The sequence below is a fragment of the Pseudomonas sp. PvP027 genome, from assembly GCF_017833005.1.
Lineage (GTDB): Bacteria > Pseudomonadota > Gammaproteobacteria > Pseudomonadales > Pseudomonadaceae > Aquipseudomonas > Aquipseudomonas congelans.
This window is the reverse complement of record NZ_JAFIBK010000001.1, coordinates 2,649,603-2,673,305: the sequence shown is the minus strand read 5'-3', so window position 1 is coordinate 2,673,305 and position 23,703 is coordinate 2,649,603. Positions and strand designations below refer to the sequence as shown.

Below are 23,703 nucleotides of genomic sequence, written 5' to 3'. Positions count from 1 at the left end.
GCGTTTTTGCGTGCGGCGTTCGGTCTCAGTAGCTGTCTTGCGGCAGGCTGGCAATGATCGAGCGGTAGCTGTTCATGCGCTGCTGTTGCACGCGGCCGTCTTCAAGCCCCTTGAGCAGGGCGCAGCCCGGTTCGCGGTCATGCTTGCAGTCACGAAAGCGGCAGGTGCCGATCAGATCGTTGAACTCGATGAAACCTGCCTCTACATCAGCACGGCTGACGTGCCCCAGGCCGAATTCACGGATGCCCGGCGAGTCGATCAGATCGCCGCCGCGCGGGAAGTGGAACAGGCGGGCGGTGGTCGTGGTGTGTGTGCCCTGGCCGGAGACTTCGGACAGCGGGCCGACCCGAGTGTCCGTTTCCGGCAACAGGCTGTTGACCAGCGAGGACTTGCCGACACCGGACTGGCCGACGAACACGCTGATGTGCCCGTCAAGCTGGCTTTGCAGGCTCTGCATGCCGTCACCGTGGTGCGCGGAGACTTCCAGCACCGGATAACCCAGCGTGCGGTAGACCGCCAGCAGCGCGTTGAGCGCGGGCGCATTCTGTTCGTCGATCAGATCGGCCTTGTTGAGCAGCAGCAACGGACGAATCCCGGCATGCTCGGCGGCCACCAGATAGCGGTCGATCAGGTTGGCATGCGGCTCGGGCATCGGCGCGAAGACGATCACGATCAGGTCGACGTTGGCAGCCACGGGCTTGAGCTGGCCGCGTGAATCCGGGCGGCGCAGTTCGGTGGTGCGAGGCAGTTGCGCGACGATGACGCCAATGCCCTGATTGCCGGCGCGCCATACCACGCGATCACCGGTCACCAGTGCAGGCAGGTTGGCGCGCAGGTGGCAGCGAAAGACCTGACCGGTCGCTTCGCCTTCCTGAGCCTCGACTTCGACCTGTACGCCGAAGTGAGCGATCACCAGGCCCGTCTGCTCGGGGCCGAGGTCGCCACCCTCGAGTGTTTCAAGCGTAGCGGACTCGCGTTTTGCCGCGCGGGCAGCACGCTCGCCCTGAATTTTTTCGATGCGCCAGTTCTGACGACGATTGAGTTGGCGTTTGGCCATGGGTGTTCCGATGTGATGTAACCGATGAATTAGGCAGTACGATTGATCGGCAGGAGTCTAGCACGGCAGGGTGAGCTAAACTGCGCGCCTACGCTGAGGAGTCGACACATGCAGAACAAGCAGAACCTGATCTGGATCGATCTGGAAATGACCGGTCTTGACCCTGATACCGATGTCATTATCGAAATGGCCACGATCATCACCGATAGTGAGCTGAACACCCTGGCCGAAGGCCCGGTGATCGCTGTGCATCAGAGCGACGAGACGCTGGCGAAAATGGATGAGTGGAACACTCGCCAGCACGGCGGTTCGGGCCTGACCCAGCGCGTGCGGGAAAGTACTGTCAGCATGGCTGAGGCGGAGGCGCAGACCCTCGAGTTCATCAAGCTGTGGGTGCCAGAGCGCAGTTCGCCGATCTGCGGCAACAGCATCTGCCAGGATCGCCGCTTCCTGTATCGCCACATGCCGGCGCTGGAAAACTACTTCCACTACCGCAACCTGGATGTCTCGACCCTCAAGGAACTGGCTGCGCGCTGGTCCCCCGAGCTGAAATTCAAGAAAGGCAGCACGCACCTGGCGCTCGATGACATCCGCGAGTCGATTGCCGAGCTGCGCTATTATCGTGAGCACTTCATCAAGGTTTGATCGAGACTGGCGCGTGCAGTGAATAATCTTCGCTGCACTCTTTCAGTGCGTTGGTCGGCTGGTTAGACTGCGCGCCTTTGTCGCAGAGTCGCCGCCATGTTGCTGATGCTTTATCTGATCGCTATCACTGCTGAAGCCATGACGGGAGCCCTGTCTGCGGGGCGGCGCGGGATGGACTGGTTCGGCGTGGTGCTGATCGCCTGCGTCACTGCGCTGGGTGGCGGTTCGGTCCGCGACGTGCTGATCGGTCATTACCCGCTGACCTGGGTCAAGCACCCGGAATATCTGGTCCTGACCAGTGTGGCGGCGCTGGTGACGATCTTCATCGCGCCATTGATGCGTCACCTGCGCTCACTGTTTCTGGTGCTCGATGCGCTGGGGCTGGTGGCCTTTACCCTGATCGGCTGCATGACCGCGCTGGAGGCCGGACACGGTGTGCTGATCGCGTCAGTGTGCGGCGTGATCACCGGGGTTTTCGGCGGCATCCTGCGTGACATCTTCTGCAACGATATCCCGCTGATCTTCCGCCGCGAGCTTTACGCCAGTGTGTCTTTTCTGGCCGCGTGGTGTTTTCTACTGTGCCAGTACCTGCAGTTGCCGAACGAGCAGGCGGTGTTGATCACCCTGTTCGGCGGCCTGCTGCTGCGCCTGTTGGCGATTCGTTTCCGCTGGGAAATGCCCAAGTTTGTCTATAAAGACGAGCCTTGAGGCAGGCGCATAGCGTAGGCACGATAGTTGGAGAATTATCGTTCCTTACGCTCCAGCGTGGGAATGCCTTTCGTGACGCTCCGCGTCACACGTCTGCGCCGCGCTGCAGGGTTAAAGCGGCGCCACGCCATGCCTCTGCAGCGCCCATTCCACATGTTCCCTGACCAGTTCCGACGGGTAGTCGCGCCGTGCTTGCAGGGCCTCGATCACCGGGATGGTGGAGGGCGCGTTGCCCAGCCCCACCGCCAGGTTGCGTAGCCAGCGTTCATAACCCGCCCGGCGCAGTGGTGAGCCCTCGGTGCTGCCGAGGAATTTCTCTTCATCCCAAAGGAACAACTCGGCCAGCCCCGCGTTGTCCAGATTGTGGCGCGGCTGAAAGTCGCTCTGCTCGGTGGGGCGGGCGAAGCGGTTCCACGGGCAGACGATCTGGCAATCGTCGCAGCCGAACACCCGGTTGCCGATCAGTGGCCGCAGCTCTTCGGGGATCGCCGTCTTCAGCTCGATGGTCAGGTAAGAGATGCAGCGCCGCGCGTCCAGTACGTAAGGCCCGATAAACGCCGCCGTCGGACAGATGTCCAGACAGGCCGTGCAGCGCCCGCAATGTTCGGTTGCATGAGGTGCGTCGACCGGCAACGGGATATCGACAAACAGTTCGCCAAGAAAGAAGAAGCTGCCTGCCTTGCGGTTGAGCACCAGCGTGTTCTTGCCGATCCAGCCCAGCCCGGCCTGTTCGGCGATGGCCTTTTCCAGCACTGGCGCGCTGTCCACGAAGGCCCGGAAGCCAAACGGCCCGATGGCCTGCTGAATACGCTCGGCCAGTTGTTGCAGGCGCTTGCGGATGAGTTTGTGATAATCACGGCCCAGCGCGTAGCGTGAGACATAGGCTTTTTCCGGTTCGGTCAGGCGTTGCGCCATTTCGGTGTCGCCCGGCAGATAATCCATACGCAGCGACACCACTCGCAGCGTTCCCGGCACCAGCTCATCCGGGTGGGAACGTTTGCTGCCATGGGCTGCCATATAGTCCATTTCCCCGTGATAGCCTGCATCGAGCCAGCGTTGCAGGTGCTGCTCGTGCTCTGCCAGGTCCAGGCCGCTGATCCCGACTTCCTGAAAGCCCAGCTCACGCCCCCACGCCTTGATTGAGACGGCAAGGGCGGCAAGATCATCGGAAGTTGGAAGTACAGCAGTAATAGCGGACATGCGCAGAGAGAAACCGGGGCCAAGGTGCGTATAATTCTGCCAGACATCGGAGCCCATAGACGCATGTTCGACACTAAACCTCATTTACCCGACGCGCTGTACAGCGCTGCGCAGGTCCGCGACCTCGACGCACGGCTGATTGCTGCCGGCACGCCCGGCCTGGAATTGATGTTGCGCGCTGCGCAGGCGTTGTGGCGCACGATACTTCGGCGCTGGCCGGAGGCGACCGAACTGACGGTGTTGACCGGGCGTGGCAACAATGCCGGTGACGGGTATCTGGTGGCGGCAATGGCGCACAAGGCCGGCTGGCAGGTAAGGGTGCTGGCCGTGGGCGACCCGGCCGCACTGACAGGTGATGCTACCTCGGCGCATGCTGCGGCTTTCGGTATTGATATTCAGGCATGGGCCGGACAGCCGCTGGCCGGTGTCGTGCTGGATGCGATGCTCGGCACCGGGCTCGACGGCGAGGTGCGCGAGCCTTATGTCTCGGCCATCAACGCCGTTAACGACAGTGGTCTGCCCGTCATCGCTGTGGATATTCCATCGGGCTTGAGTGCAGATACCGGGCAGACGCTGGGTGTCGCGGTGCGTGCCGATGTGACCGTTACGTTCATCGGCCTCAAGCTGGGTTTGCTGACGGGCGATGCGGCGGATCTGGTGGGCGAGCTGATTTTCGACGACCTGCGTGCAGACCCGGCGCTGGTGGCGCAGGCGCCGTTCAGCGCGAAGCGTCTGGATAAACACACACTGCCACAACTGGCAGCGCGTCCGCGTACCGCTCATAAAGGCATGTTTGGCCGGGTACTGGTCATCGGTGGCGATCACGGTTTTGGCGGGGCGGCGTTGCTCAGCGCCGAAAGCGCCCTGCGCAGCGGTGCAGGCATGCTGACGCTGGCCACGCGGCCCGAGCATGTTCCTGCTGCCCTGACACGCATGCCTGAAATCATGAGCGCGGCGATTCATTCGGCCAACCAGTTGATGGGCTTGATCGAGCCAGCCAGCGTGTTGGTGGTCGGTCCCGGGCTGGGGCAGGCGGCCTGGGGGCGCAGCCTGCTGTCGGCGGCTGCCAATGCGGATCGTCCGCAGGTGTGGGACGCCGATGCGCTGAATATGCTGGGCGCCGGGCTTGTCAGCCTGCCCAAAGGCAGTGTCATTACCCCGCATCCGGGCGAGGCGGCACGTTTGCTGGGCGTCGGCATCAAGGAAGTCCAGGCGGACCGGGCCGCTGCGGTACGGGCGCTGGCGCGTAAATTCGATACGGTTTGCGTCCTTAAGGGCTCCGGCAGCCTGATTGCCGATGCGCACGGGCAACTGGCGCTGTGCGATCGCGGTCATCCGGCCATGGCCACCGCGGGGCTGGGTGATGTGCTGGCCGGATTGATCGGTGCGCTGATGGCGCAGCATCTCAAACCGTTCGACGCGGCCTGTCTGGCGGTATGGCTGCACGCAAGCGCCGGTCAGAACGTCGGTGAACACGGCCGAGGGCTGGCCGCCAGCGATATTATTCCTGCCATTCGTCAGTTATTGGAGGAGCTGCAACCGTGTCTGATTTAACGCTGCATGTGGTTGGCGAAGAGGCAATGATGGATTTTGGTGCACGCCTGGCCAGGGTTACCGAAGGCCTTGGTGTCATCTTTCTTGATGGCGATCTGGGCGCTGGAAAAACCACGCTTTCGCGGGGATTGATTCGCGGCTTCGGGCATGTCGGGGCCGTCAAGAGCCCTACTTTCACGCTGGTCGAACCTTACGAAATCGGCGCAATAAAGGTGTTTCACTTTGACCTTTACCGGTTGGTCGATCCGGAAGAACTCGAGTACATGGGCGTGCGTGATTACTTCGACGGCGATGCACTTTGTCTGATTGAATGGCCCCAGCGTGGTGCAGGCTTTTTGCCAAAGCCCGACCTGACCATTACCATTGGGCCGCACGGCGAAGGTCGGTCCGTGATATTGAGCCCGCTGGGCTCGCGTGGCGAACGTTGGTGTGCCACTTTGGCTTTGGAATTCAAATAGATATGGGGTTAGGTATGCGCATGCGCGCGCTGGTTACTGTAGTTGGTCTGCTGTTGATGGCCCTGGCTGTCGAGGCGGTTGCCGCTACGCAAGTACGAAGTGTCCGCTTATGGCGAGCGCCGGATAACACACGTCTGGTCTTCGACCTGACGGGGCCGGTTCAGCACAGCCTGTTTACCCTGACTTCGCCTGACCGTCTGGTGATCGATATCAATGGTGCGACGCTCGGCGGCCCCTTGAACGTACCGACGGCCAATACGCCGATCAGCAGCATGCGCTCTGCCCAGCGCACGCCTACCGACCTGCGCGTGGTCATCGACCTTAAAAAAGGTGTGACCCCGAAGAGCTTCACGCTTGCGCCCAACCAGCAGTATGGTAACCGTCTGGTGGTCGACCTTTATGACAACGCCGCCGATGCCAATCCCACGCCTGTCATTCCCGACACCGCTGCCAACACGGCGCCTGCTGTTCCGGTCAGCCCGGCCAAGCCTGAAATCAAGCTGACCCCGGTGCCGAATGGCAAGCGCGACATCGTCGTGGTGATCGATGCCGGGCACGGCGGGGAAGACCCCGGTGCCTCGGGCGGCGCCGGTCAGAAAGAGAAGAACGTGGTGCTGTCGATTGCCAAGGAACTGCAGCGCCAGGTGAATGCCGAGAAAGGCTACCGCGCCGAACTGACGCGGACCGGCGACTACTTTATTCCGCTGCGCAAGCGTACCGAGATCGCCCGCTCCAAGGGCGCCGACCTGTTTGTATCGATCCACGCCGACGCCGCGCCTTCCTCCGCTGCGTTCGGCGCATCGGTGTTCGCCCTGTCCGATCGCGGTGCTACTTCCGAAACCGCACGCTGGCTGGCGGACAGTGAAAACCGTTCCGACCTTATTGGTGGTGCTGGCGCTGTCAGCCTCGATGACAAGGACCGCATGCTTGCGGGTGTGTTGCTGGACTTGTCCATGACTGCGTCGCTGTCTTCGAGCCTGAACGTTGGCCAGAAGGTGTTGAGCAACATCGGCCGCGTGACCTCGCTGCACAAGTCACGTGTCGAGCAGGCGGGCTTCATGGTGCTCAAGTCGCCGGATATTCCGTCGATTCTGGTGGAAACCGGCTTTATCTCCAACGCCAATGAGGCCAACAAACTCGGTTCTGCGTCGCATCAGCAGGCGCTGGCGCGTTCTATCACGTCGGGCGTCAAACAGTTCTTCCAGCAGAACCCGCCGCAGGGCACCTACATCGCCTGGCTGCGTGATAACGGCAAGCTGGCTCAGGGGCCGCGCAATCACGTGGTTCGCTCCGGCGAGACTCTGGCAATGCTCGCAGCGCGCTATGACATGAACATCGCCACCTTGCGCAGCGCCAACAATCTGAAAACCGATGAATTGAAGATCGGCCAGGACCTGCGCATTCCAAGTTCCGAGGTGGCGACTCAGTAATGACCGATCTCCTGCTCGACGGCGCCGAAGCCGATAACGCTCAGACTGCCCTGAACGCAGCACGCATCGAATTGCTCAGCCCGCGTCTGGCCAACCAGATTGCGGCGGGCGAAGTCGTCGAGCGTCCGGCTTCGGTAATCAAGGAGCTGCTGGAAAACAGCCTCGATTCCGGCGCGCGGCGCATCGATGTCGACGTCGAGCAGGCCGGCATCAAATTGTTGAAAGTGCGTGACGATGGCGGTGGTATCTCTTCGGACGATCTGCCGTTGGCGCTGGCACGCCACGCGACCAGCAAGATTCGCGACCTGGAAGACCTCGAGCGGGTCATGAGCCTGGGGTTTCGCGGCGAAGCGCTGGCTTCGATCAGCTCCGTGGCACGCCTGACGCTGACCTCGCGCACCCGTGACGCCGATCAGGCGTGGCAGGTCGAAACCGAAGGTCGTGACATGGCTCCGCGCGTGCAGCCAGCCGCGCATCCGGTAGGCACCTCGGTTGAAGTGCGCGACCTGTTCTTCAATACGCCTGCCCGCCGCAAGTTTCTGAAAGCCGAAAAAACCGAATTCGATCATTTGCAGGAAGTCATCAAACGCATGGCGCTGGCGCGTTTCGACGTGGCCTTCCACCTGCGGCATAACGGCAAGACCGTGCTGAGCCTGCATGAAGCGCACGACGATACCGCCAGAGCGCGACGTGTCTCGGCAATCTGCGGGCCGGGTTTTCTGGAGCAGGCGCTGCCCATCGAGATCGAGCGCAACGGCCTGCATCTGTGGGGCTGGGTCGGGCTGCCGACTTTCTCGCGCAGCCAGGCTGACCTGCAATATTTCTTCGTCAATGGCCGGGCAGTACGCGACAAGCTGGTCGCCCACGCGGTGCGTCAGGCGTATCGCGACGTGTTGTTCAATGGCCGCCACCCGACCTTCGTGCTGTTCTTCGAGGTCGATCCGGCTGCTGTGGACGTCAACGTTCACCCGACCAAGCATGAAGTGCGCTTCCGCGACGGGCGCATGGTGCATGACTTCCTGTATGGCACCCTCTACCGTGCGCTGGGCGATGTGCGTCCTGAAAATCAGCTGGGTGGCAGTGTGCCGGTCGTTGCCGAGACACGCCCGAGCGGGCCTGAAGCGGGCGAGTTCGGGCCGCAGGGGGAAATGCGTCTGGCCAACAACGTGCTGGAGCAGCCGCAAGGCGAGCCTTTTGCCCGGCCTGCTACCGCTGGCGGCACTGGCAGCGGTTATCAGTATCAATACACGCCTCGGCCTACCTCTGGCGTGTCGGTGGCCGAAGCGCAAAGCGCCTACCGTGAATTCTTCGCGCCGCTGCCCAGTGCCGCGCCTGCGTCGCTGCCCGAATCGCCCGGTGATATTCCGCCGCTGGGTTATGCGCTGGCGCAGCTAAAGGGTATCTACATTCTTGCTGAAAACGCTCACGGCCTGGTGCTGGTGGACATGCATGCCGCTCACGAGCGGATCATGTACGAGCGCCTGAAAATAGCCATGGCCAACGAAGGCTTGAGCGGCCAGCCATTGCTGGTACCCGAGTCCATCGCGGTCAGCCAGCGTGAAGCGGACTGCGCCGAAGAGCACCTTGCGACCTTCCAGCGCCTGGGCTTCGAGCTGCAGCGGCTCGGCCCGGAAACCCTGGCGATCCGACAGATCCCTGCGTTGCTCAAGCAGGCCGAGGCCAACCGGCTGGTCAGCGATGTGCTGGCCGACCTTATGGAATATGGCACCAGCGACCGGGTGCAGGCGCACATGAACGAGTTGCTCGGCACCATGGCCTGCCACGGCGCCATTCGCGCCAATCGGCGTCTGGCCATTCCGGAAATGAACGGCCTGTTGCGCGACATGGAAAACACCGAGCGCAGCGGGCAATGCAACCACGGTCGTCCTACCTGGACCCAGATGGGTCTCAATGACCTGGATAAATTATTCCTGCGCGGTCAATGAATGAACGCTTTACCTCCGGCCATCTTTCTCATGGGGCCTACCGCTGCAGGCAAGACCGACCTTGCGATAGAACTGACCAAAGTGCTGCCCTGCGAGTTGATCAGCGTCGATTCTGCGCTGGTCTATCGCGGCATGGACATCGGTACCGCCAAGCCGTCGAAGGCGCAGCTGGCTGAATTTCCTCACCGTCTGATCGACATTCTCGACCCGGCGCAAAGCTACTCCGCAGCCGATTTTCGCAGCGACGCTCTGGCGGCCATGGCGGAAATTACCGCACGCGGAAATATTCCTTTGCTGGTCGGCGGCACTATGTTGTATTTCAAGGCTCTATTGGACGGGCTGGCGGATATGCCGGCGGCCGATGCGCAGGTCAGGGCGCAGCTTGAGGCGGATGCACAGGCCTTCGGCTGGCAGTCATTGCACGATCAACTGGCGGTGGTCGATCCCGTTTCGGCGGCACGTATTCACCCCAACGATCCGCAACGGCTGATCAGGGCGCTTGAGGTGTATCGCGTCAGCGGAATGAGCATGACGGCACACCGCGAGCAACAAACTGCGCAAAGTACCGAAGCAGCCGCATCAGGGCGCCAGCAATTGCCCTATACTGTCGCGAACCTTGCCATCGCTCCGGCTGATCGCAAGGTGCTGCACCAACGCATCGCGCTACGTTTCGAGCAAATGCTGGATCAGGGGTTTCTGGATGAAGTACTGGCATTGCGCTCAAGAGGTGACCTGCATTCGGGGTTGCCATCGATAAGAGCTGTCGGTTATCGCCAGGTCTGGGATCACCTGGATGGGAAGCTGACGCGGGATGAAATGCAGGAGCGCGGCATCATTGCAACGCGCCAGCTGGCCAAAAGGCAGTTCACCTGGCTACGCAGCTGGGAGGACTTGCACTGGCTGGACAGCCTGGCCAGCGACAATCTGTCGCGCGCCTTGAAATACCTGGGATCGGTCTCCATATTGAGCTGAGTCCCTGCAATAGCCGTCTATCCTTGGGGGGTGGCCGGTCAAGCTAATCGAATTCGATTTATTATTTTATTGATCCTTAAAGGAGTGCGGCACATGTCAAAAGGGCATTCGCTACAAGACCCTTACCTGAATACCTTGCGTAAAGAGAAGGTCGGGGTATCGATCTATCTGGTCAACGGTATCAAGCTGCAGGGTACGATCGAGTCTTTCGACCAGTTCGTCATTTTGCTGAAGAACACGGTCAGCCAGATGGTCTACAAACACGCTATTTCCACCGTCGTACCGGTTCGCCCGATTCGCCTGCCAAGCGCTACAGACGCTGACGGCGCGGACGCCGAGCCAGGTAACGCCTGATAGGAGTCTGCCTTGTTCTTTGAGCGCCACAGTGGTGGTGAACGTGCAATTCTCGTTCATCTGGATGGTCAGGACCCTGAGGCGCGCGAAGATCCGCAGGAGTTTCAGGAATTGGCCATCTCGGCCGGTGCCGATACCGTTGCGTTTATCAACGTGCCGCGTCATCGGCCTTCGGCCAAATATCTGATCGGCTCTGGCAAGGTCGAAGAGCTTCGCGATCAGGTCAAGGCCGAACAGGCCGATCTGGTCATCTTCAATCACACCCTCACGCCCAGTCAGGAACGCAACCTCGAACGCGTTTTCGAGTGTCGTGTGCTTGATCGCACCGGTCTGATTCTCGATATCTTTGCGCAGCGGGCGCGTACTCACGAAGGCAAGCTTCAGGTCGAACTGGCCCAGCTTGAGCACATGAGTACTCGTCTGGTCCGTGGCTGGACTCACCTTGAGCGACAGAAAGGTGGTATCGGCCTGCGCGGTCCGGGTGAAACCCAGCTCGAAACCGACCGACGTCTTCTGCGGGTTCGCCTGCGGCAGATCAAGGGACGGCTGGAGAAGGTTCGCAGCCAGCGGGATCAGGCCCGTCGCGGGCGTCGTCGTGCGGATATTCCATCGGTTTCACTGGTGGGGTATACCAACGCCGGCAAATCGACCCTGTTCAACTCGGTGACCGATTCGGATGTGTTCGCGGCCGATCAACTGTTTGCCACGCTCGATCCGACCCTGCGTCGTCTGCAGCTCGACGACCTGGGTCCTATCGTGCTGGCCGATACCGTGGGCTTTATTCGCCACCTGCCGCACAAGCTGGTCGAGGCTTTTCGCGCGACGCTTGAAGAATCGAGCAACTCCGATCTGCTGCTGCATGTGATCGACTCCCACGAGCCCGATCGCATGTCACAGATCGAACAGGTCATGGCGGTGCTCGGCGAGATCGGTGCCGAGGGCTTGCCGATCCTCGAGGTCTATAACAAACTCGATCTGCTTGAAGGTGTAGAACCTCAGATACAGCGTGATGCCGACGGCAAGCCGCAGCGTGTCTGGGTTTCTGCCCGTGATGGTCGAGGGCTTGATCTGCTCAAACAGGCTATCGCCGAATTGCTTGGCGATGACCTGTTCGTCGGCACGCTGCTTCTGCCTCAAAGTCTTGCCCGGCTGCGTGCCCAGTTCTTTGAACTGGGTGCGGTGCAGAGCGAAACGCATGACGAGGAAGGTGCCAGCGTGTTGGCCGTACGACTGCCGCGCGTTGAACTCAATCGACTGGTGAGTCGCGAAGGATTGCAGCCGCTGGAGTTCATCGAGCAACACACTTTGCAATAAAAGCACGAGAAAGCCGTTGTACGGCTTTCCCGAGCATTCTGTAGCATTGGTCGGCGCGCCGCGGGCGCGTCTTTGCTTTATCAGATGGAGAGCGCTATGGCTTGGAATGAGCCGGGTGGCAACTCGAATAATCAAGATCCCTGGGGTGGCAAACGCCGTGGCGGCGACCGCAAGGGACCACCTGATCTCGACGAGGCCTTCCGTAAGCTGCAGGAAAGCCTGAAGGGGTTGTTCGGCGGCGGTAACAAACGCGGCAGCGATGGCGGCGGCAGTGGTGGCAGTTCAGGCAAGGGCGGTGGCCTTGGTCTGCTCGGCATCGGGCTTGTCGTACTCGTCGCTTTCTGGCTTTACAGCGCTATCTATGTGGTTGACGAGCAAGAGCAGGCTGTCGTGCTGCGTTTCGGTCAGTACCACGAGACCGTGGGGCCGGGCCTTAACATCTACTTCCCGCCGTTCGATCGCAAGTACATGGAGAACGTGACTCGCGAGCGTGCCTACAGCAAGCAGGGCCAGATGCTCACCGAAGACGAGAACATCGTCGAAGTGCCGCTGACCGTGCAGTACAAGATCAGTGATCTTCAGGCGTTCGTGCTGAACGTCGATCAGCCTGAAATCAGCCTGCAGCACGCGACTGAAAGTGCGTTGCGCCATGTCGTGGGTTCCACGGCGATGGATCAGGTTCTGACTGAAGGCCGCGAACTGATGGCCAGCGAAATCAAGGAGCGTCTGCAACGCTTCCTCGATACCTACCGCACCGGCATCACCGTGACCCAGGTGAACGTACAGAGCGCCGCCGCGCCGCGTGAAGTGCAGGAAGCCTTCGATGACGTGATCCGCGCCCGTGAAGACGAGCAGCGTGCACGTAACCAGGCTGAAAGCTACGCCAACGGTGTGATCCCGGAAGCCCGTGGTCAGGCTCAGCGTATTCTCGAAGATGCCAACGGTTACCGCGATGAAGTGGTTTCGCGTGCCAAGGGTGAGGCGGATCGCTTTACCAAACTGGTTGCCGAGTACCGCAAGGCGCCTGAAGTCACCCGCCAGCGTCTGTATCTGGACACCATGCAGGAAGTCTTCAGCAACACCAGCAAGGTTCTCGTGACCGGTGACAAGGGGCAGAACAACCTGCTTTATCTGCCGCTCGACAAGATGATCGAGAGCAGCCGCAGCGGTACCGCCAATGGCTCCAATGCAGGTACGCCATCGCAGTCGGCCAATGATGCTGCCGCTGCTGCCGCCGCCGCCCGTGCGAATGAGGCTCAGCAGCGTGGTGAAGTACGTACCAGGGAGACTCGCTGATGAGTAACAAATCGCTGATCGCCCTCATTGTTGGCGTGATACTGGCTGTCATTGCCTGGAACAGCTTCTACATCGTGTCCCAGACAGAGCGTGCGGTCCTGCTGCAATTCGGTCGTGTGGTCCAGGCTGACGTTCAGCCGGGGCTGCATGTGAAGGTTCCTTACGTGAACCAGGTGCGCAAGTTCGATGGTCGCTTGCTGACCCTCGATGCACCAACCCAACGCTTCCTGACGCTGGAAAAGAAAGCGGTCATGGTCGATGCCTACGCCAAGTGGCGTGTGAAGGATGCGGAGCGTTTCTACACCGCGACTTCCGGCCTCAAGCAGATTGCAGACGAGCGTCTTTCGCGTCGTCTGGAATCCGGCCTGCGTGACCAGTTCGGCAAACGCACCCTGCACGAAGTCGTGTCGGGTGAGCGAGACGCGCTGATGGCAGATATCACCGGTTCGCTGAACCGCATGGCCGAGAAAGAGCTGGGTATCGAAGTTGTCGATGTCCGGGTCAAGGCCATCGATTTGCCGAAAGAAGTGAATCGCAGCGTTTTCGAACGTATGAGCACCGAGCGTGAGCGCGAAGCGCGCGAACACCGTGCCAAGGGTAATGAGCTGGCTGAAGGCATCCGTGCCGATGCCGATCGTCAGCGTCGTGTGCTGCTGGCCGAAGCCTATCGCGAGTCGGAAGAAGCGCGTGGTGATGGTGATGCCCAGGCTGCCGCGATCTACTCCAAGGCGTATGGTCAGGACCAGGAGTTCTACGCGTTCTATCGCAGCCTGCGTGCCTACCGCGAAAGCTTTGCGAACAAGAGCGACGTGATGGTGCTTGATCCGAACAGCGAATTCTTTCGCTACATGGAAAAAGCCAAGCCGTAATTAATCACCCGCCGGGCGGCAAAACCGCCCGGTGGGGTGAACGTACGGTGAAACGTGTGTATCATGCGGCAGCCGGGAAATTCCCGGCTTTTTTGCGTCTGCACGATTGATTGGCCGTATCTGAATCGGAACGCGGCAAGATTTTTCGAGGAAAGTGGTCTGCAAGGCCTGTCTCGGGCATTTGTCGTGCCCGTCATACGGCGCACCACTTTCTGCTTCACTCAAGGCCGGCCTGTAGGCTGGCCGCCTGGATCACAGGGGAATGGCGTAATGGCAACGGTCGACCGCTGGCTGCTACCAGATGGCATCGAAGAAGTACTGCCACCGGAAGCGGCGCGCATTGAAGTAGCGCGCCGTCAGGTGTTGGATCTGTTTCAGAGCTGGGGCTATGAGTTTGTCGTCACCCCGCATATCGAGTATCTCGAGTCGCTGCTGACTGGCGCGGGTTCGGATCTGGATCTGCGCACCTTCAAGGTTATCGACCCGCAATCGGGCCGGCAGATGGGCTTTCGCGCAGACATCACGCCGCAGGTTGCACGCATCGATGCTCACACCCTGAAACGTGAAGGCCCGAGCCGTCTGTGCTACGCGGGCAGCGTTCTGCACGCCCAACCGCGTGCGCTGTCGTCCTCGCGCAGCCCGATACAACTGGGTGCCGAGTTGTACGGCGATGCGAGCCCGAGCAGCGACGTCGAAGTCATCAGCCTGATGCTGGCCATGCTGCAACTGGCCGATGTGCCGGATGTGCACATGGACCTCGGGCATGTCGGTATCTATCGCGGTCTGGCGCGCGCCGCCGGCCTGTCGGGTGAAGTCGAGCAGCAGTTGTTCGATGCGCTGCAGCGCAAGGCCATTGATGAGGTGATTGCCCTCACCGCCGATCTGCCGCAAGAGCTGGCCGCCATGCTGCGTGCACTGGTCGACCTGTGCGGTGGTCGTGAGGTGCTCGACGCCGCACGCGATCGTCTGGCCGGCGCACCTGCGCCAGTGCTGGCCGCGCTGGATGACCTGCTGTCGATCGCCGAGCGTCTGGCTGTGCGTTTCCCACAGTTGCCGCTGTACTTTGACCTCGGCGAGCTGCGCGGCTACCACTACCACACCGGTGTGGTGTTCGCGGTATTCGTACCGGGCGTGGGCCAGTCGATCGCTCAGGGCGGTCGTTACGATGACATCGGTGCCGACTTCGGTCGTGCCCGTCCGGCGACCGGCTTTTCCACCGACCTGAAAACCCTGGTAACCCTGGGGCAGGCAGAAATCGTCTTACCGTCTGGTGGTATCTGGGTGCCGGACAGTACGGATGCGGCACTCTGGCAGAGGGTTTGCCAGTTGCGCAGTGAAGGTCAGCGTGTGGTTCAGGCGTTGCCTGGGCAGCAGGCGAGCGCCGCGCGTGAAGCCGACTGTGACCGGCAATTGATTCAGCATGGCGAGCACTGGCAGGTAATGCCGCTGGCTTCTTGAGTATTCCTGCCGGCCGCCGCCGGCACCAAGTTTGCGTGAATGAGGACAAGTGTTATGGGTAAGAATGTCGTAGTCCTGGGCACTCAATGGGGTGATGAGGGCAAAGGCAAGATCGTTGATCTGCTGACCGAACATGCTACCGCCGTAGTTCGCTATCAGGGTGGCCACAACGCCGGCCACACACTGGTGATCGACGGTGAGAAAACCGTATTGCACCTGATTCCGTCCGGTGTGCTGCGCGAAGGCGTGCAGTGCCTGATCGGTAACGGTGTGGTGGTTGCTCCCGACGCGCTCCTGCGCGAAATCGTCAAGCTGGAAGAGAAAGGCATTCCGGTGCGCGAGCGTCTGCGCATCAGTCCGTCCTGCCCGCTGATCCTGTCGTACCACGTGGCACTCGACCAGGCGCGTGAAAAAGCCCGCGGCGAGTTCAAGATCGGCACCACCGGTCGTGGTATCGGCCCGGCCTACGAAGACAAGGTTGCACGTCGCGGTCTGCGCATCGGCGATCTGTTCCATCGCGAGCGTTTCGCCGCCAAGCTGGGCGAGCTGCTCGACTACCATAACTTCGTGCTGGTCAATTACTACAAAGAGCCTGCCATCGACTTCCAGAAGACGCTCGACGAGTGCATGGAATACGCTGACATGCTCAAGCCGCTGATGCTCGACGTCACCGCTGCGCTGCATGAGATGCGTCGCGACGGCAAGGACATCATGTTCGAAGGTGCCCAGGGTTCGCTGCTGGACATCGACCACGGTACGTACCCGTACGTCACCAGCTCCAATACTACTGCCGGCGGCATTGCCACCGGTTCCGGCTTTGGTCCGATGTACCTGGATTACATCCTGGGCATCACCAAGGCCTACACCACGCGCGTGGGTTCGGGCCCGTTCCCGACAGAGCTGTTCGACGACGTCGGTGCTTTCCTGGCCAAGCGTGGCCATGAGTTCGGTGCCACCACCGGTCGCGCACGCCGTTGCGGCTGGTTTGACGCCGTCATCCTGCGTCGCGCCATCGAAATCAACAGCATCTCGGGCCTGTGCCTGACCAAGCTGGACGTACTCGACGGTCTGGAAACCATCAACATCTGCGTGGGCTACGAGAACGAAGAGGGTGCCGTCATCGACGCGCCTACCGACGCCGACAGCTATCTGGGCCTGCGTCCGGTCTACGAGCAGATGCCGGGCTGGAGTGAATCCACGCTGGGTGCCAAGACCCTTGAAGAGCTGCCTGCTGCCGCTCGCGCTTACATCAAGCGTGTCGAGGAACTGGTGGGTGCGCCTATCGACATCATTTCGACCGGTCCTGACCGCAACGAAACCATCGTGCTGCGTCATCCGTTCGGCTGATAAGTCGCCGGGCTGTGCCAAAAAGGGTCGCATGTGCGGCCCTTTTTTGTTTTCGCGCCGGGGGCAAGGACGCGCGCAAAAGTGAGACTTGTGTCACGGCACGGCGCTTGCTACAAAGATGACAGAAAAGTGCCATCATTTTAGTGGCGCTGAGGGTGGAGGGATTCTCCTGTGTCTGCTGTCTTATCTCTTTTGCAAAGTCGTTTGTTGCGTCCAGTCTTCATCGCGCTGGGCATCGCCCTTTTGGTGCAGGTGGTGGTGGCGGTTGCGCTTACCCGGAGCACGGTCACTGCGCTTGAGGCTGATCTCGCCAACCGCCTGGGGGTAGATTCGCAACATCTTTCCTCAGAGCTGGAATCGGCGAGTAGTGAAGTGACATCGAGCCTCGATGCATTGTCAGCCAGCACTCGTCAGCGCCTCAGCGTCGGGCTCTCTACCCGTCTGAAGGAAGAGCAGGCTCAGTTGCGTGCCACGCTGGAGAAAGACCTTCGCGAATCCGCGACCGACATGGCCGAACTGCTGGCCGCCGTTGCCCCGCGAGCCATGTGGGACAACGACACTCCAACGCTTTCCGAATTCGCACGCCGTGCGCAGCGCAATCCCAACGTACTGTTCGTCGTCTATGACGACGCCGCAGGTGAACACCTTACGCGTTACATGAACCGCGACAATCCGCTGGTCAAGGCCCTTTTGGCCAAGGGCGAAGGCGAGCGGGCGATGGACAAAGTACTCAATGCGGCGAAAAACGATCCTTCCGTGTATTACGTCGAAGCATCCATCAGCCCCAACGGTGTGGAGATCGGCAAAGTGCGCATGGGTGTGTCCACGGCGACGGTCGAGGAGAATCTTGCCGCCCTGGACAAGCGTTTCGCGACCCTGATCACCAGTGGCGAGCAACTGGTGTCTGAGAGCCTTGCCGGTGCCTCGAAAGACAGCTCGACCGCTCTGCGCACGCGTCTGCAGTCGGCTCAGGCGGCGGGTGTGGCAATGACCGCCAATACGCGTGTGGCGGTTCAGGAGGCTGCCCAAACGCTGCGCTGGCGCATCGGCATGGGGCTGGCGCTGGTCGGCCTGTGCGTATTGCTGTTGCTGGCGGTGGTGCTCGGGCGTCGGGTTGTCAGCAAGCTGCATCTGTTGATCGCGGCACTCAATGACCTGGCGGCGGGTGAGGGCGATCTGACCAAGCGCGTCAAGCTGGACAGTAATGACGAGATTGGCGATATGTCGGCCGCGGTCAACCGCTTCATCGACAAGCTGCAACCTATCGTCCGCGAGGCTGGCGAGGTGGCGCAGCGCACCGGGCAGGAAATCGGTGTCATGAGTGAGCGCAACGCCGGCGCTGATGCCGCAGCCGAATTGCAGCGGGACGAAGTGGCGGCCAGCCTGAAAGCGCTGGAGCAGATGGCCGACGAGGCACAGTCGGAAAGCCATGCGATGCAGGCAGCCCTGCGTCAGGTGATCGATATCAAACAGGCAACCGATGAAAACACCCGTACTTCCAGTCAGGTTGGCGGGTTGATCGAAGCGCTGGCCGGGCAGGTCGAGACGGGGGCGCAAGTGATCGAGCGTCTGGCGCAGCAAAGCCAGCAGATCGAGGTGGTGCTGGAAGTCATTCATGGTATTGCCGAGCAAACCAACCTGCTCGCGTTGAACGCAGCCATCGAAGCGGCTCGCGCAGGCGAGACGGGCAGAGGCTTTGCCGTGGTGGCTGACGAAGTGCGTGCGCTGGCCAGCAAGACACAAAGCTCGACGGGCGATATTCAGGAGCACATCGTGGCCTTGCAGCGCGGCGCGAAAGAGGCGGTCGCTGCCATCGGCATCGCCGGACGCCAGGCCAAGGAAGGTCTTGAAGTGCTGCGCGACAGCGCCAAGCGACAGCAGACGGTGCAGGCCTCGGTGGAGCAGGTGCATGCGGCCATTGGTCTGGCGACGAAGGCGGCCGTTCATCAGGCTGAAGGTGCCCAGGCGGTGCGTGGTCGGGTAGAGGTGATCCATGCTCAGGCCGAGCGTGCTGCAAAGGCGGTGGTCGAGACGACTGCCAGCGGCAAGGTGCTCGATGGGCTGGCTGCACAATTGAAGGCGAGCCTGGGGCAATTTCGGGCTTGAGCACCATGTGCGGCGCTGCAAATGTGGCGCTGCACTGTCTGCAGGAGGAGAGCTTTCGGGAGTCTGAAAGCAAAAAACCGAGCCATTGGCTCGGTTTTTTTGAATTGGTGCCCAGAAGAAGACTCGAACTTCCACGACCTTGCGGTCACCAGCACCTGAAGCTGGCGTGTCTACCAATTTCACCATCTGGGCAGCATCAGCAGCGTGTACGCCGTTGATGGGGCGCACTATACGGCGATCGTTTTACTCTGTAAACCCCTGTTTTGATTTAATAATCAAAACCCTGAAAATGCAAAAACCCGCTTTCGCGGGTTTTTGTGAGGCTTGAGACTGTTGTAGTCTGTTGCCTGAATTGGTGCCCAGAAGAAGACTCGAACTTCCACGACCTTGCGGTCACCAGCACCTGAAGCTGGCGTGTCTACCAATTTCACCATCTGGGCAGTATCGGCAGGCATCAACCTGTCGATGGCGCGCACTATACGGAGCGCCTTTTAGACTGTAAAGCCTGCCAGTGAAAAAAACTCGAAAAAAATCGCGGACGGCGTATTTCGGGTGTTTCTGCGGGGTTGAACAGGCTTTTTGTTGGGTGCATTGAGCGTGAAATTTCCCGTTTCATGAGGTCTATGCCAAACTAACCCCTATATATACAAGGTGAAAACTATCTAATGGCCGATTGGCAGTCCCTCGATCCCGAGGCCGCTCGTGAAGCGGAAAAATACGAAAACCCTATTCCCAGCCGCGAGCTGATCTTGCAGCATCTTGCCGAGCGCGGTTCGCCGGCCAGTCGCGAGCAACTGGTCGAAGAGTTCGGCCTGACCACCGAAGACCAATTCGAGGCTCTGCGCCGCCGCCTTCGGGCGATGGAGCGTGACGCCCAGTTGATCTACACCCGTCGCGGCACTTATGCACCGGTAGACAAGCTTGACCTGATCCTGGGTCGCATCTCCGGGCATCGCGATGGCTTCGGCTTCCTGGTACCTGACGACGGCTCCGATGACCTGTTCATGAGCCCGGCGCAAATGCGTCTGGTGTTCGACGGTGACCGGGCGCTGGCTCGCGTTTCCGGTCTTGACCGCCGTGGTCGTCGCGAAGGCGTGATCGTCGAAGTGATCTCTCGTGCCCACGAAAGCATCGTGGGTCGCTATTTCGAAGAAAGCGGCATCGGCTTCGTGGTGCCCGACAACCCGAAAATCCAGCAGGAAGTGCTGGTGACGCCGGGCCGTAACAACGGCGCCAAGATCGGCCAGTTCGTCGAGGTGAAAATCACCCATTGGCCGACGCCGCGCTTCCAGCCGCAAGGCGACGTGATCGAAGTGGTGGGCAACTACATGGCGCCCGGCATGGAGATTGATGTCGCGCTGCGTACCTACGACATTCCGCACGTGTGGCCCGAGGCTGTGCTCAAAGAGGCTGCCAAGCTCAAGCCGGAAGTCGAAGAGAAGGACAAGGAACACCGCGTTGACCTGCGCCATCTGCCGTTCGTGACCATCGACGGTGAAGATGCTCGCGACTTCGACGATGCGGTCTATTGCGAAGCCAAACCGGGCAAACTGCGTTTGTTCTCCGGTGGCTGGAAACTCTACGTGGCGATTGCCGACGTATCGAGCTACGTGAAGATCGGTTCGGCTCTGGATGCCGAGTCCCAGGTGCGCGGCAACTCGGTGTATTTCCCCGAGCGCGTCGTGCCCATGCTGCCTGAGCAATTGTCCAACGGCCTGTGCTCGCTGAACCCGCATGTCGATCGTCTGGCCATGGTCTGCGAGATGACCATCTCCAAGACCGGCGAGATGACTGACTACGTGTTCTACGAAGGCATCATCCACTCCCACGCTCGTCTGACCTACAACAAGGTCAGCACGATTCTGGAGCAGCCGAAAACCGCTGAAGCCAAGAGCCTGCGTGGTGAATACGGCGATGTGGTGCCGCACCTCAAGCAGCTTTATGCCATGTACAAGGTGTTGCTGGGCGCGCGTCACGTGCGCGGTGCGATCGATTTCGAAACTCAGGAAACCCGGATCATCTTCGGTTCCGAGCGCAAGATTGCCGAAATCCGTCCGACCACTCGTAATGATGCCCACAAGCTGATCGAGGAATGCATGCTGGCCGCCAACGTGGCCACTGCGCAGTTCCTGAAGAAACATGAAATTCCTGCGTTGTACCGCGTCCACGATGGTCCGCCGCCAGAGCGTCTGGAAAAACTGCGCGCATTCCTCGGTGAGCTGGGTCTGACGCTGCACAAGGGCAAGGAAGGTCCGACGCCGAAGGATTATCAGGCGCTGCTTGAAACCGTTCGCGATCGTCCTGACTACCACCTGATCCAGACCGTGATGCTGCGTTCGTTGAGTCAGGCGGTCTACAGCTCGGACAACAACGGTCACTTCGGTCTGAATTACGAAGCGTATACGCACTTCACGTCGCCGATCCGTCGTTATCCGGACCTGCTGACCCATCGCGCGATCCGCAGCGTCATTCGCTCCAAGCAGGATACGCCGCACGTTCGTCGTGCCGGTGCTGCGACGATTCCGAAGGCGCGCATCTACCCGTACGACGACGCGCTGCTCGACCAGTTGGGCGAACAATGCTCGATGAGCGAGCGCCGTGCCGACGAGGCCACGCGCGACGTGGTCAACTGGCTCAAGTGCGAGTACATGAAGGATCGCGTGGGCGAGTCGTTCCCGGGCGTGATCACCGCTGTAACCGGCTTTGGTCTGTTCGTCGAGCTGACCGACATCTATGTCGAAGGTCTGGTCCACGTGACCGCCTTGCCGGGTGACTACTACCACTTCGATCCGCTGCACCACCGCCTTGCCGGCGAGCGTACCGGGCGTAACTTCCGCTTGGGCGACACCGTTGAAGTGCGGGTCATGCGCGTCGATCTGGATGAGCGCAAGATCGATTTCGAGATCTCCGAAGCGGCAGCGGCTGCAAAGCCGACGGCTCGCAAGCGTCGTGGTAATGACACCGCGGCACCTGCTGCCACCACCACGGCTGAAAAGGACAAGGCGCCTGCCAAGTCCGGACGCCGTAGCGCTTCGACCAAGGAAAGCAGCCCCGAAGCGTATCGCCCGAGCGATGCCGCTGCGAAGAACGCCGAAGTGCGTAAGAGCCGCGAGCTGAAAAAAGCGCTTTTGGCAGACGCGAAGGGTGGTAGCAAGGCATCGTCGGGAAAGTCTGACAGGTCGGGCTCTGCGCCTTCATCGGGCAAGCCGGCCAGCAAACACCGTAAAGGCTCGTCAAAGACGGGCTCCGCGCCAGCTGCGAAAAGCAGTGGCGCTCGTAAACCCAAGGCCAAGTCATGAGTCAGCTGGAAAAAATCTACGGCGTTCACGCCGTAGAAGCGTTACTTCGTCATCATCCGAAACGCGTCAAGCACATCTGGCTGGCCGAGGGTCGTAATGACCCTCGCGTCCAGACGCTGGTGGCGCTGGCAGCCGAGAATCGCGTGACCATCGGTCAGGCCGAGCGCCGCGAAATGGATGCCTGGGTCGAGGGCGTGCATCAGGGCGTTGTTGCCGATGTGAGCCCGAGTCAGGTCTGGGGCGAGGCAATGCTCGACGAGCTGCTGGATCGCAGTGAAGGCTCGCCGTTGTTGCTGGTGCTGGATGGCGTGACCGATCCGCACAACCTCGGCGCCTGCCTGCGTACCGCCGATGCTGCTGGTGCGCTGGCTGTTATCGTGCCCAAGGACAAGTCTGCAACCCTGACGCCAGCCGTGCGAAAGGTCGCCTGCGGTGCCGCCGAGGTCATCCCGCTGGTGGCGGTGACCAACCTGGCGCGCACGCTGGAAAAACTGCAGCAGCGTGGATTGTGGGTGGTCGGTACTGCGGGCGAGGCCGAGGTCGAGCTGTATCAGCAGGATTTGACCGGGCCAACCATCATTATCATGGGTGCCGAAGGCAAGGGCATGCGTCGCCTGACCCGTGAGCATTGTGATTATCTGGTGCGCTTGCCGATGGCGGGCAGTGTCAGCAGCCTCAACGTTTCGGTCGCGACCGGCGTGTGTCTGTTCGAAGCGCTGCGTCAGCGCAGTGTCAAGGCTGCCGGCAAAAAGGCCTGATTTCGGCGTCGGGCCAGAGTGAGCAGGTCGCGCCTTGCGATCTGCTCATTAATTCACCAATTGCCTTGCGCCTCCCTCGACCCTTCTCTACAATTGCGCCCCTTGCTGTCACGGCAGGCGCGCATGTGCCTGTCCCTGAGCAAGACCAACAGTGTCATTCACTCCTTGTCTGACCGCTATTTGAGCGGCAGGCTACAACCCGTAAGGAGCATTCATGCGTCATTACGAAATTATCTTTTTGGTCCACCCGGATCAAAGCGAGCAAGTCGGCGGCATGGTAGAGCGTTACACCAAGCTGATCGAAGAAGACGGCGGCAAAATCCACCGTCTGGAAGATTGGGGCCGTCGTCAACTGGCTTACGCAATCAACAATGTTCACAAGGCTCACTACGTGATGCTGAACGTTGAGTGCACTGGCAAGGCTCTGGCCGAGCTGGAAGACAACTTCCGTTACAACGATGCTGTGATCCGTAACCTGGTCATCCGTCGCGACGAAGCCGTAACCGGCCAGTCCGAGATGCTCAAGGCTGAAGAGAACCGCAGTGAGCGCCGTGAGCGTCGTGACCGTCCTGAGCACTCCGACAGCGCCGATGGCGATGACGGCGACAACAGCGACGTTAGCGATAACGCTGACGAGTAATCCACGGACCTTTTGAGGAGCCAATTACATGGCACGTTTCTTCCGTCGTCGTAAATTCTGCCGCTTCACCGCTGAAGACGTCAAAGAGATCGATTACAAAGATCTCAACACTCTGAAAGCCTACGTATCCGAGACCGGCAAAATCGTTCCAAGCCGAATCACTGGTACCAAAGCACGTTATCAGCGTCAGCTGGCCACCGCTATCAAGCGTGCCCGCTTCCTGGCCCTGCTGGCCTACACCGACAGCCACGGCCGCTGAGACCAGGTAGTCGACAAAACGTAACAAAGGATA

General features: G+C 60.5%; 20 protein-coding genes and 2 tRNA genes. 18 read left to right on the top strand and 4 right to left on the bottom strand.

What is annotated here, in order from left to right; all coding sequences use genetic code 11:
• Window positions 1–25 precede the first annotated feature (25 nt).
• Window positions 26–1,057: a small ribosomal subunit biogenesis GTPase RsgA gene (gene rsgA, locus JOE33_RS11265; RefSeq protein ID WP_003317188.1), complete on the bottom strand. Its 1,032-nt coding sequence runs from the start codon at window positions 1,055–1,057 to the stop codon at window positions 26–28.
• Window positions 1,058–1,165: 108 nt separating this feature from the next.
• On the opposite strand from rsgA, the gene orn reads away from it, so the two are divergent.
• Complete coding sequence (gene orn, locus JOE33_RS11260) at window positions 1,166–1,702, top strand: oligoribonuclease (protein ID WP_187625056.1); 537 nt, start codon at window positions 1,166–1,168, stop codon at window positions 1,700–1,702.
• 96 nt (window positions 1,703–1,798) lie between these two features.
• Complete coding sequence (locus JOE33_RS11255; RefSeq protein ID WP_010439894.1) at window positions 1,799–2,410, top strand: trimeric intracellular cation channel family protein; 612 nt, start codon at window positions 1,799–1,801, stop codon at window positions 2,408–2,410.
• Window positions 2,411–2,521: 111 nt separating this feature from the next.
• Here the strand turns inward: JOE33_RS11255 and queG are convergent, their stop codons facing one another.
• Complete coding sequence (gene queG, locus JOE33_RS11250; RefSeq protein WP_054994401.1) at window positions 2,522–3,610, bottom strand: tRNA epoxyqueuosine(34) reductase QueG; 1,089 nt, start codon at window positions 3,608–3,610, stop codon at window positions 2,522–2,524.
• Window positions 3,611–3,673: 63 nt separating this feature from the next.
• On the opposite strand from queG, the gene JOE33_RS11245 reads away from it, so the two are divergent.
• The 12 genes from JOE33_RS11245 (at window position 3,674) to JOE33_RS11190 (ending at window position 18,714) form a co-directional block, all read left to right on the top strand.
• The gene (locus JOE33_RS11245; protein WP_187625057.1) at window positions 3,674–5,164 is read left to right on the top strand and encodes an NAD(P)H-hydrate dehydratase; all 1,491 of its coding nucleotides are present in this window, start codon (window positions 3,674–3,676) and stop codon (window positions 5,162–5,164) included.
• On the top strand, window positions 5,152–5,622 hold the full coding sequence (gene tsaE, locus JOE33_RS11240; protein ID WP_010439884.1) for a tRNA (adenosine(37)-N6)-threonylcarbamoyltransferase complex ATPase subunit type 1 TsaE: 471 nt from the start codon (window positions 5,152–5,154) through the stop codon (window positions 5,620–5,622). Before JOE33_RS11245 ends, tsaE begins: the two co-directional genes overlap by 13 nt.
• Window positions 5,623–5,624: 2 nt before the next feature.
• Complete coding sequence (locus JOE33_RS11235; RefSeq protein ID WP_202907622.1) at window positions 5,625–7,052, top strand: N-acetylmuramoyl-L-alanine amidase; 1,428 nt, start codon at window positions 5,625–5,627, stop codon at window positions 7,050–7,052.
• Window positions 7,052–8,998: a DNA mismatch repair endonuclease MutL gene (mutL, locus tag JOE33_RS11230; protein ID WP_240009353.1), complete on the top strand. Its 1,947-nt coding sequence runs from the start codon at window positions 7,052–7,054 to the stop codon at window positions 8,996–8,998. The genes JOE33_RS11235 and mutL overlap by 1 nt, the downstream gene beginning before the upstream one ends.
• Window positions 8,999–9,970 carry a tRNA (adenosine(37)-N6)-dimethylallyltransferase MiaA gene (gene miaA, locus JOE33_RS11225; protein ID WP_096125325.1) on the top strand — a complete coding sequence of 324 codons (972 nt, stop codon included), beginning with the start codon at window positions 8,999–9,001 and terminating at the stop codon, window positions 9,968–9,970.
• A gap of 93 nt (window positions 9,971–10,063) precedes the next feature.
• Window positions 10,064–10,324, top strand: a complete 261-nt coding sequence (hfq, locus tag JOE33_RS11220) for an RNA chaperone Hfq (protein ID WP_002551819.1) — start codon at window positions 10,064–10,066, stop codon at window positions 10,322–10,324.
• 12 nt (window positions 10,325–10,336) lie between these two features.
• A complete protein-coding gene (gene hflX, locus JOE33_RS11215) occupies window positions 10,337–11,638 on the top strand; it encodes a ribosome rescue GTPase HflX (protein ID WP_002551820.1) in 1,302 nt (433 codons plus the stop codon).
• A gap of 96 nt (window positions 11,639–11,734) precedes the next feature.
• Window positions 11,735–12,934, top strand: a complete 1,200-nt coding sequence (hflK, locus tag JOE33_RS11210) for an FtsH protease activity modulator HflK (protein ID WP_187625058.1) — start codon at window positions 11,735–11,737, stop codon at window positions 12,932–12,934.
• Window positions 12,934–13,803 (top strand): protease modulator HflC, encoded by an 870-nt coding sequence (gene hflC, locus JOE33_RS11205; protein ID WP_003393535.1) that lies wholly within the window; start codon window positions 12,934–12,936, stop codon window positions 13,801–13,803. Before hflK ends, hflC begins: the two co-directional genes overlap by 1 nt.
• A gap of 270 nt (window positions 13,804–14,073) precedes the next feature.
• The gene (locus JOE33_RS11200) at window positions 14,074–15,261 is read left to right on the top strand and encodes an ATP phosphoribosyltransferase regulatory subunit (RefSeq protein ID WP_010439864.1); all 1,188 of its coding nucleotides are present in this window, start codon (window positions 14,074–14,076) and stop codon (window positions 15,259–15,261) included.
• 54 nt (window positions 15,262–15,315) lie between these two features.
• On the top strand, window positions 15,316–16,608 hold the full coding sequence (locus JOE33_RS11195) for an adenylosuccinate synthase (protein ID WP_003366319.1): 1,293 nt from the start codon (window positions 15,316–15,318) through the stop codon (window positions 16,606–16,608).
• A gap of 171 nt (window positions 16,609–16,779) precedes the next feature.
• Entirely contained in the window at window positions 16,780–18,714 is a 1,935-nt protein-coding gene (locus JOE33_RS11190; RefSeq protein ID WP_187625059.1) for a methyl-accepting chemotaxis protein, read from the top strand.
• 105 nt (window positions 18,715–18,819) lie between these two features.
• Here the strand turns inward: JOE33_RS11190 and JOE33_RS11185 are convergent.
• Window positions 18,820–18,906: transfer RNA gene (locus JOE33_RS11185), tRNA-Leu, on the bottom strand.
• Between the two features lie 161 nt (window positions 18,907–19,067).
• Window positions 19,068–19,154: transfer RNA gene (locus tag JOE33_RS11180), tRNA-Leu, on the bottom strand.
• A 225-nt stretch (window positions 19,155–19,379) separates the two neighbouring features.
• Here JOE33_RS11180 and rnr point away from each other — a divergent pair.
• The 4 genes from rnr to rpsR all read left to right on the top strand — a co-directional run bounded on the left by rnr (window position 19,380) and on the right by rpsR (window position 23,670).
• On the top strand, window positions 19,380–22,013 hold the full coding sequence (gene rnr, locus JOE33_RS11175) for a ribonuclease R (RefSeq protein ID WP_004407829.1): 2,634 nt from the start codon (window positions 19,380–19,382) through the stop codon (window positions 22,011–22,013).
• A complete protein-coding gene (rlmB, locus tag JOE33_RS11170) occupies window positions 22,010–22,771 on the top strand; it encodes a 23S rRNA (guanosine(2251)-2'-O)-methyltransferase RlmB (protein WP_003317206.1) in 762 nt (253 codons plus the stop codon). Before rnr ends, rlmB begins: the two co-directional genes overlap by 4 nt.
• A 214-nt stretch (window positions 22,772–22,985) precedes the next feature.
• Window positions 22,986–23,411: a 30S ribosomal protein S6 gene (rpsF, locus tag JOE33_RS11165; protein WP_002551828.1), complete on the top strand. Its 426-nt coding sequence runs from the start codon at window positions 22,986–22,988 to the stop codon at window positions 23,409–23,411.
• 28 nt (window positions 23,412–23,439) lie between these two features.
• On the top strand, window positions 23,440–23,670 hold the full coding sequence (gene rpsR, locus JOE33_RS11160) for a 30S ribosomal protein S18 (RefSeq protein ID WP_002551829.1): 231 nt from the start codon (window positions 23,440–23,442) through the stop codon (window positions 23,668–23,670).
• Window positions 23,671–23,703: the final 33 nt, after the last annotated feature.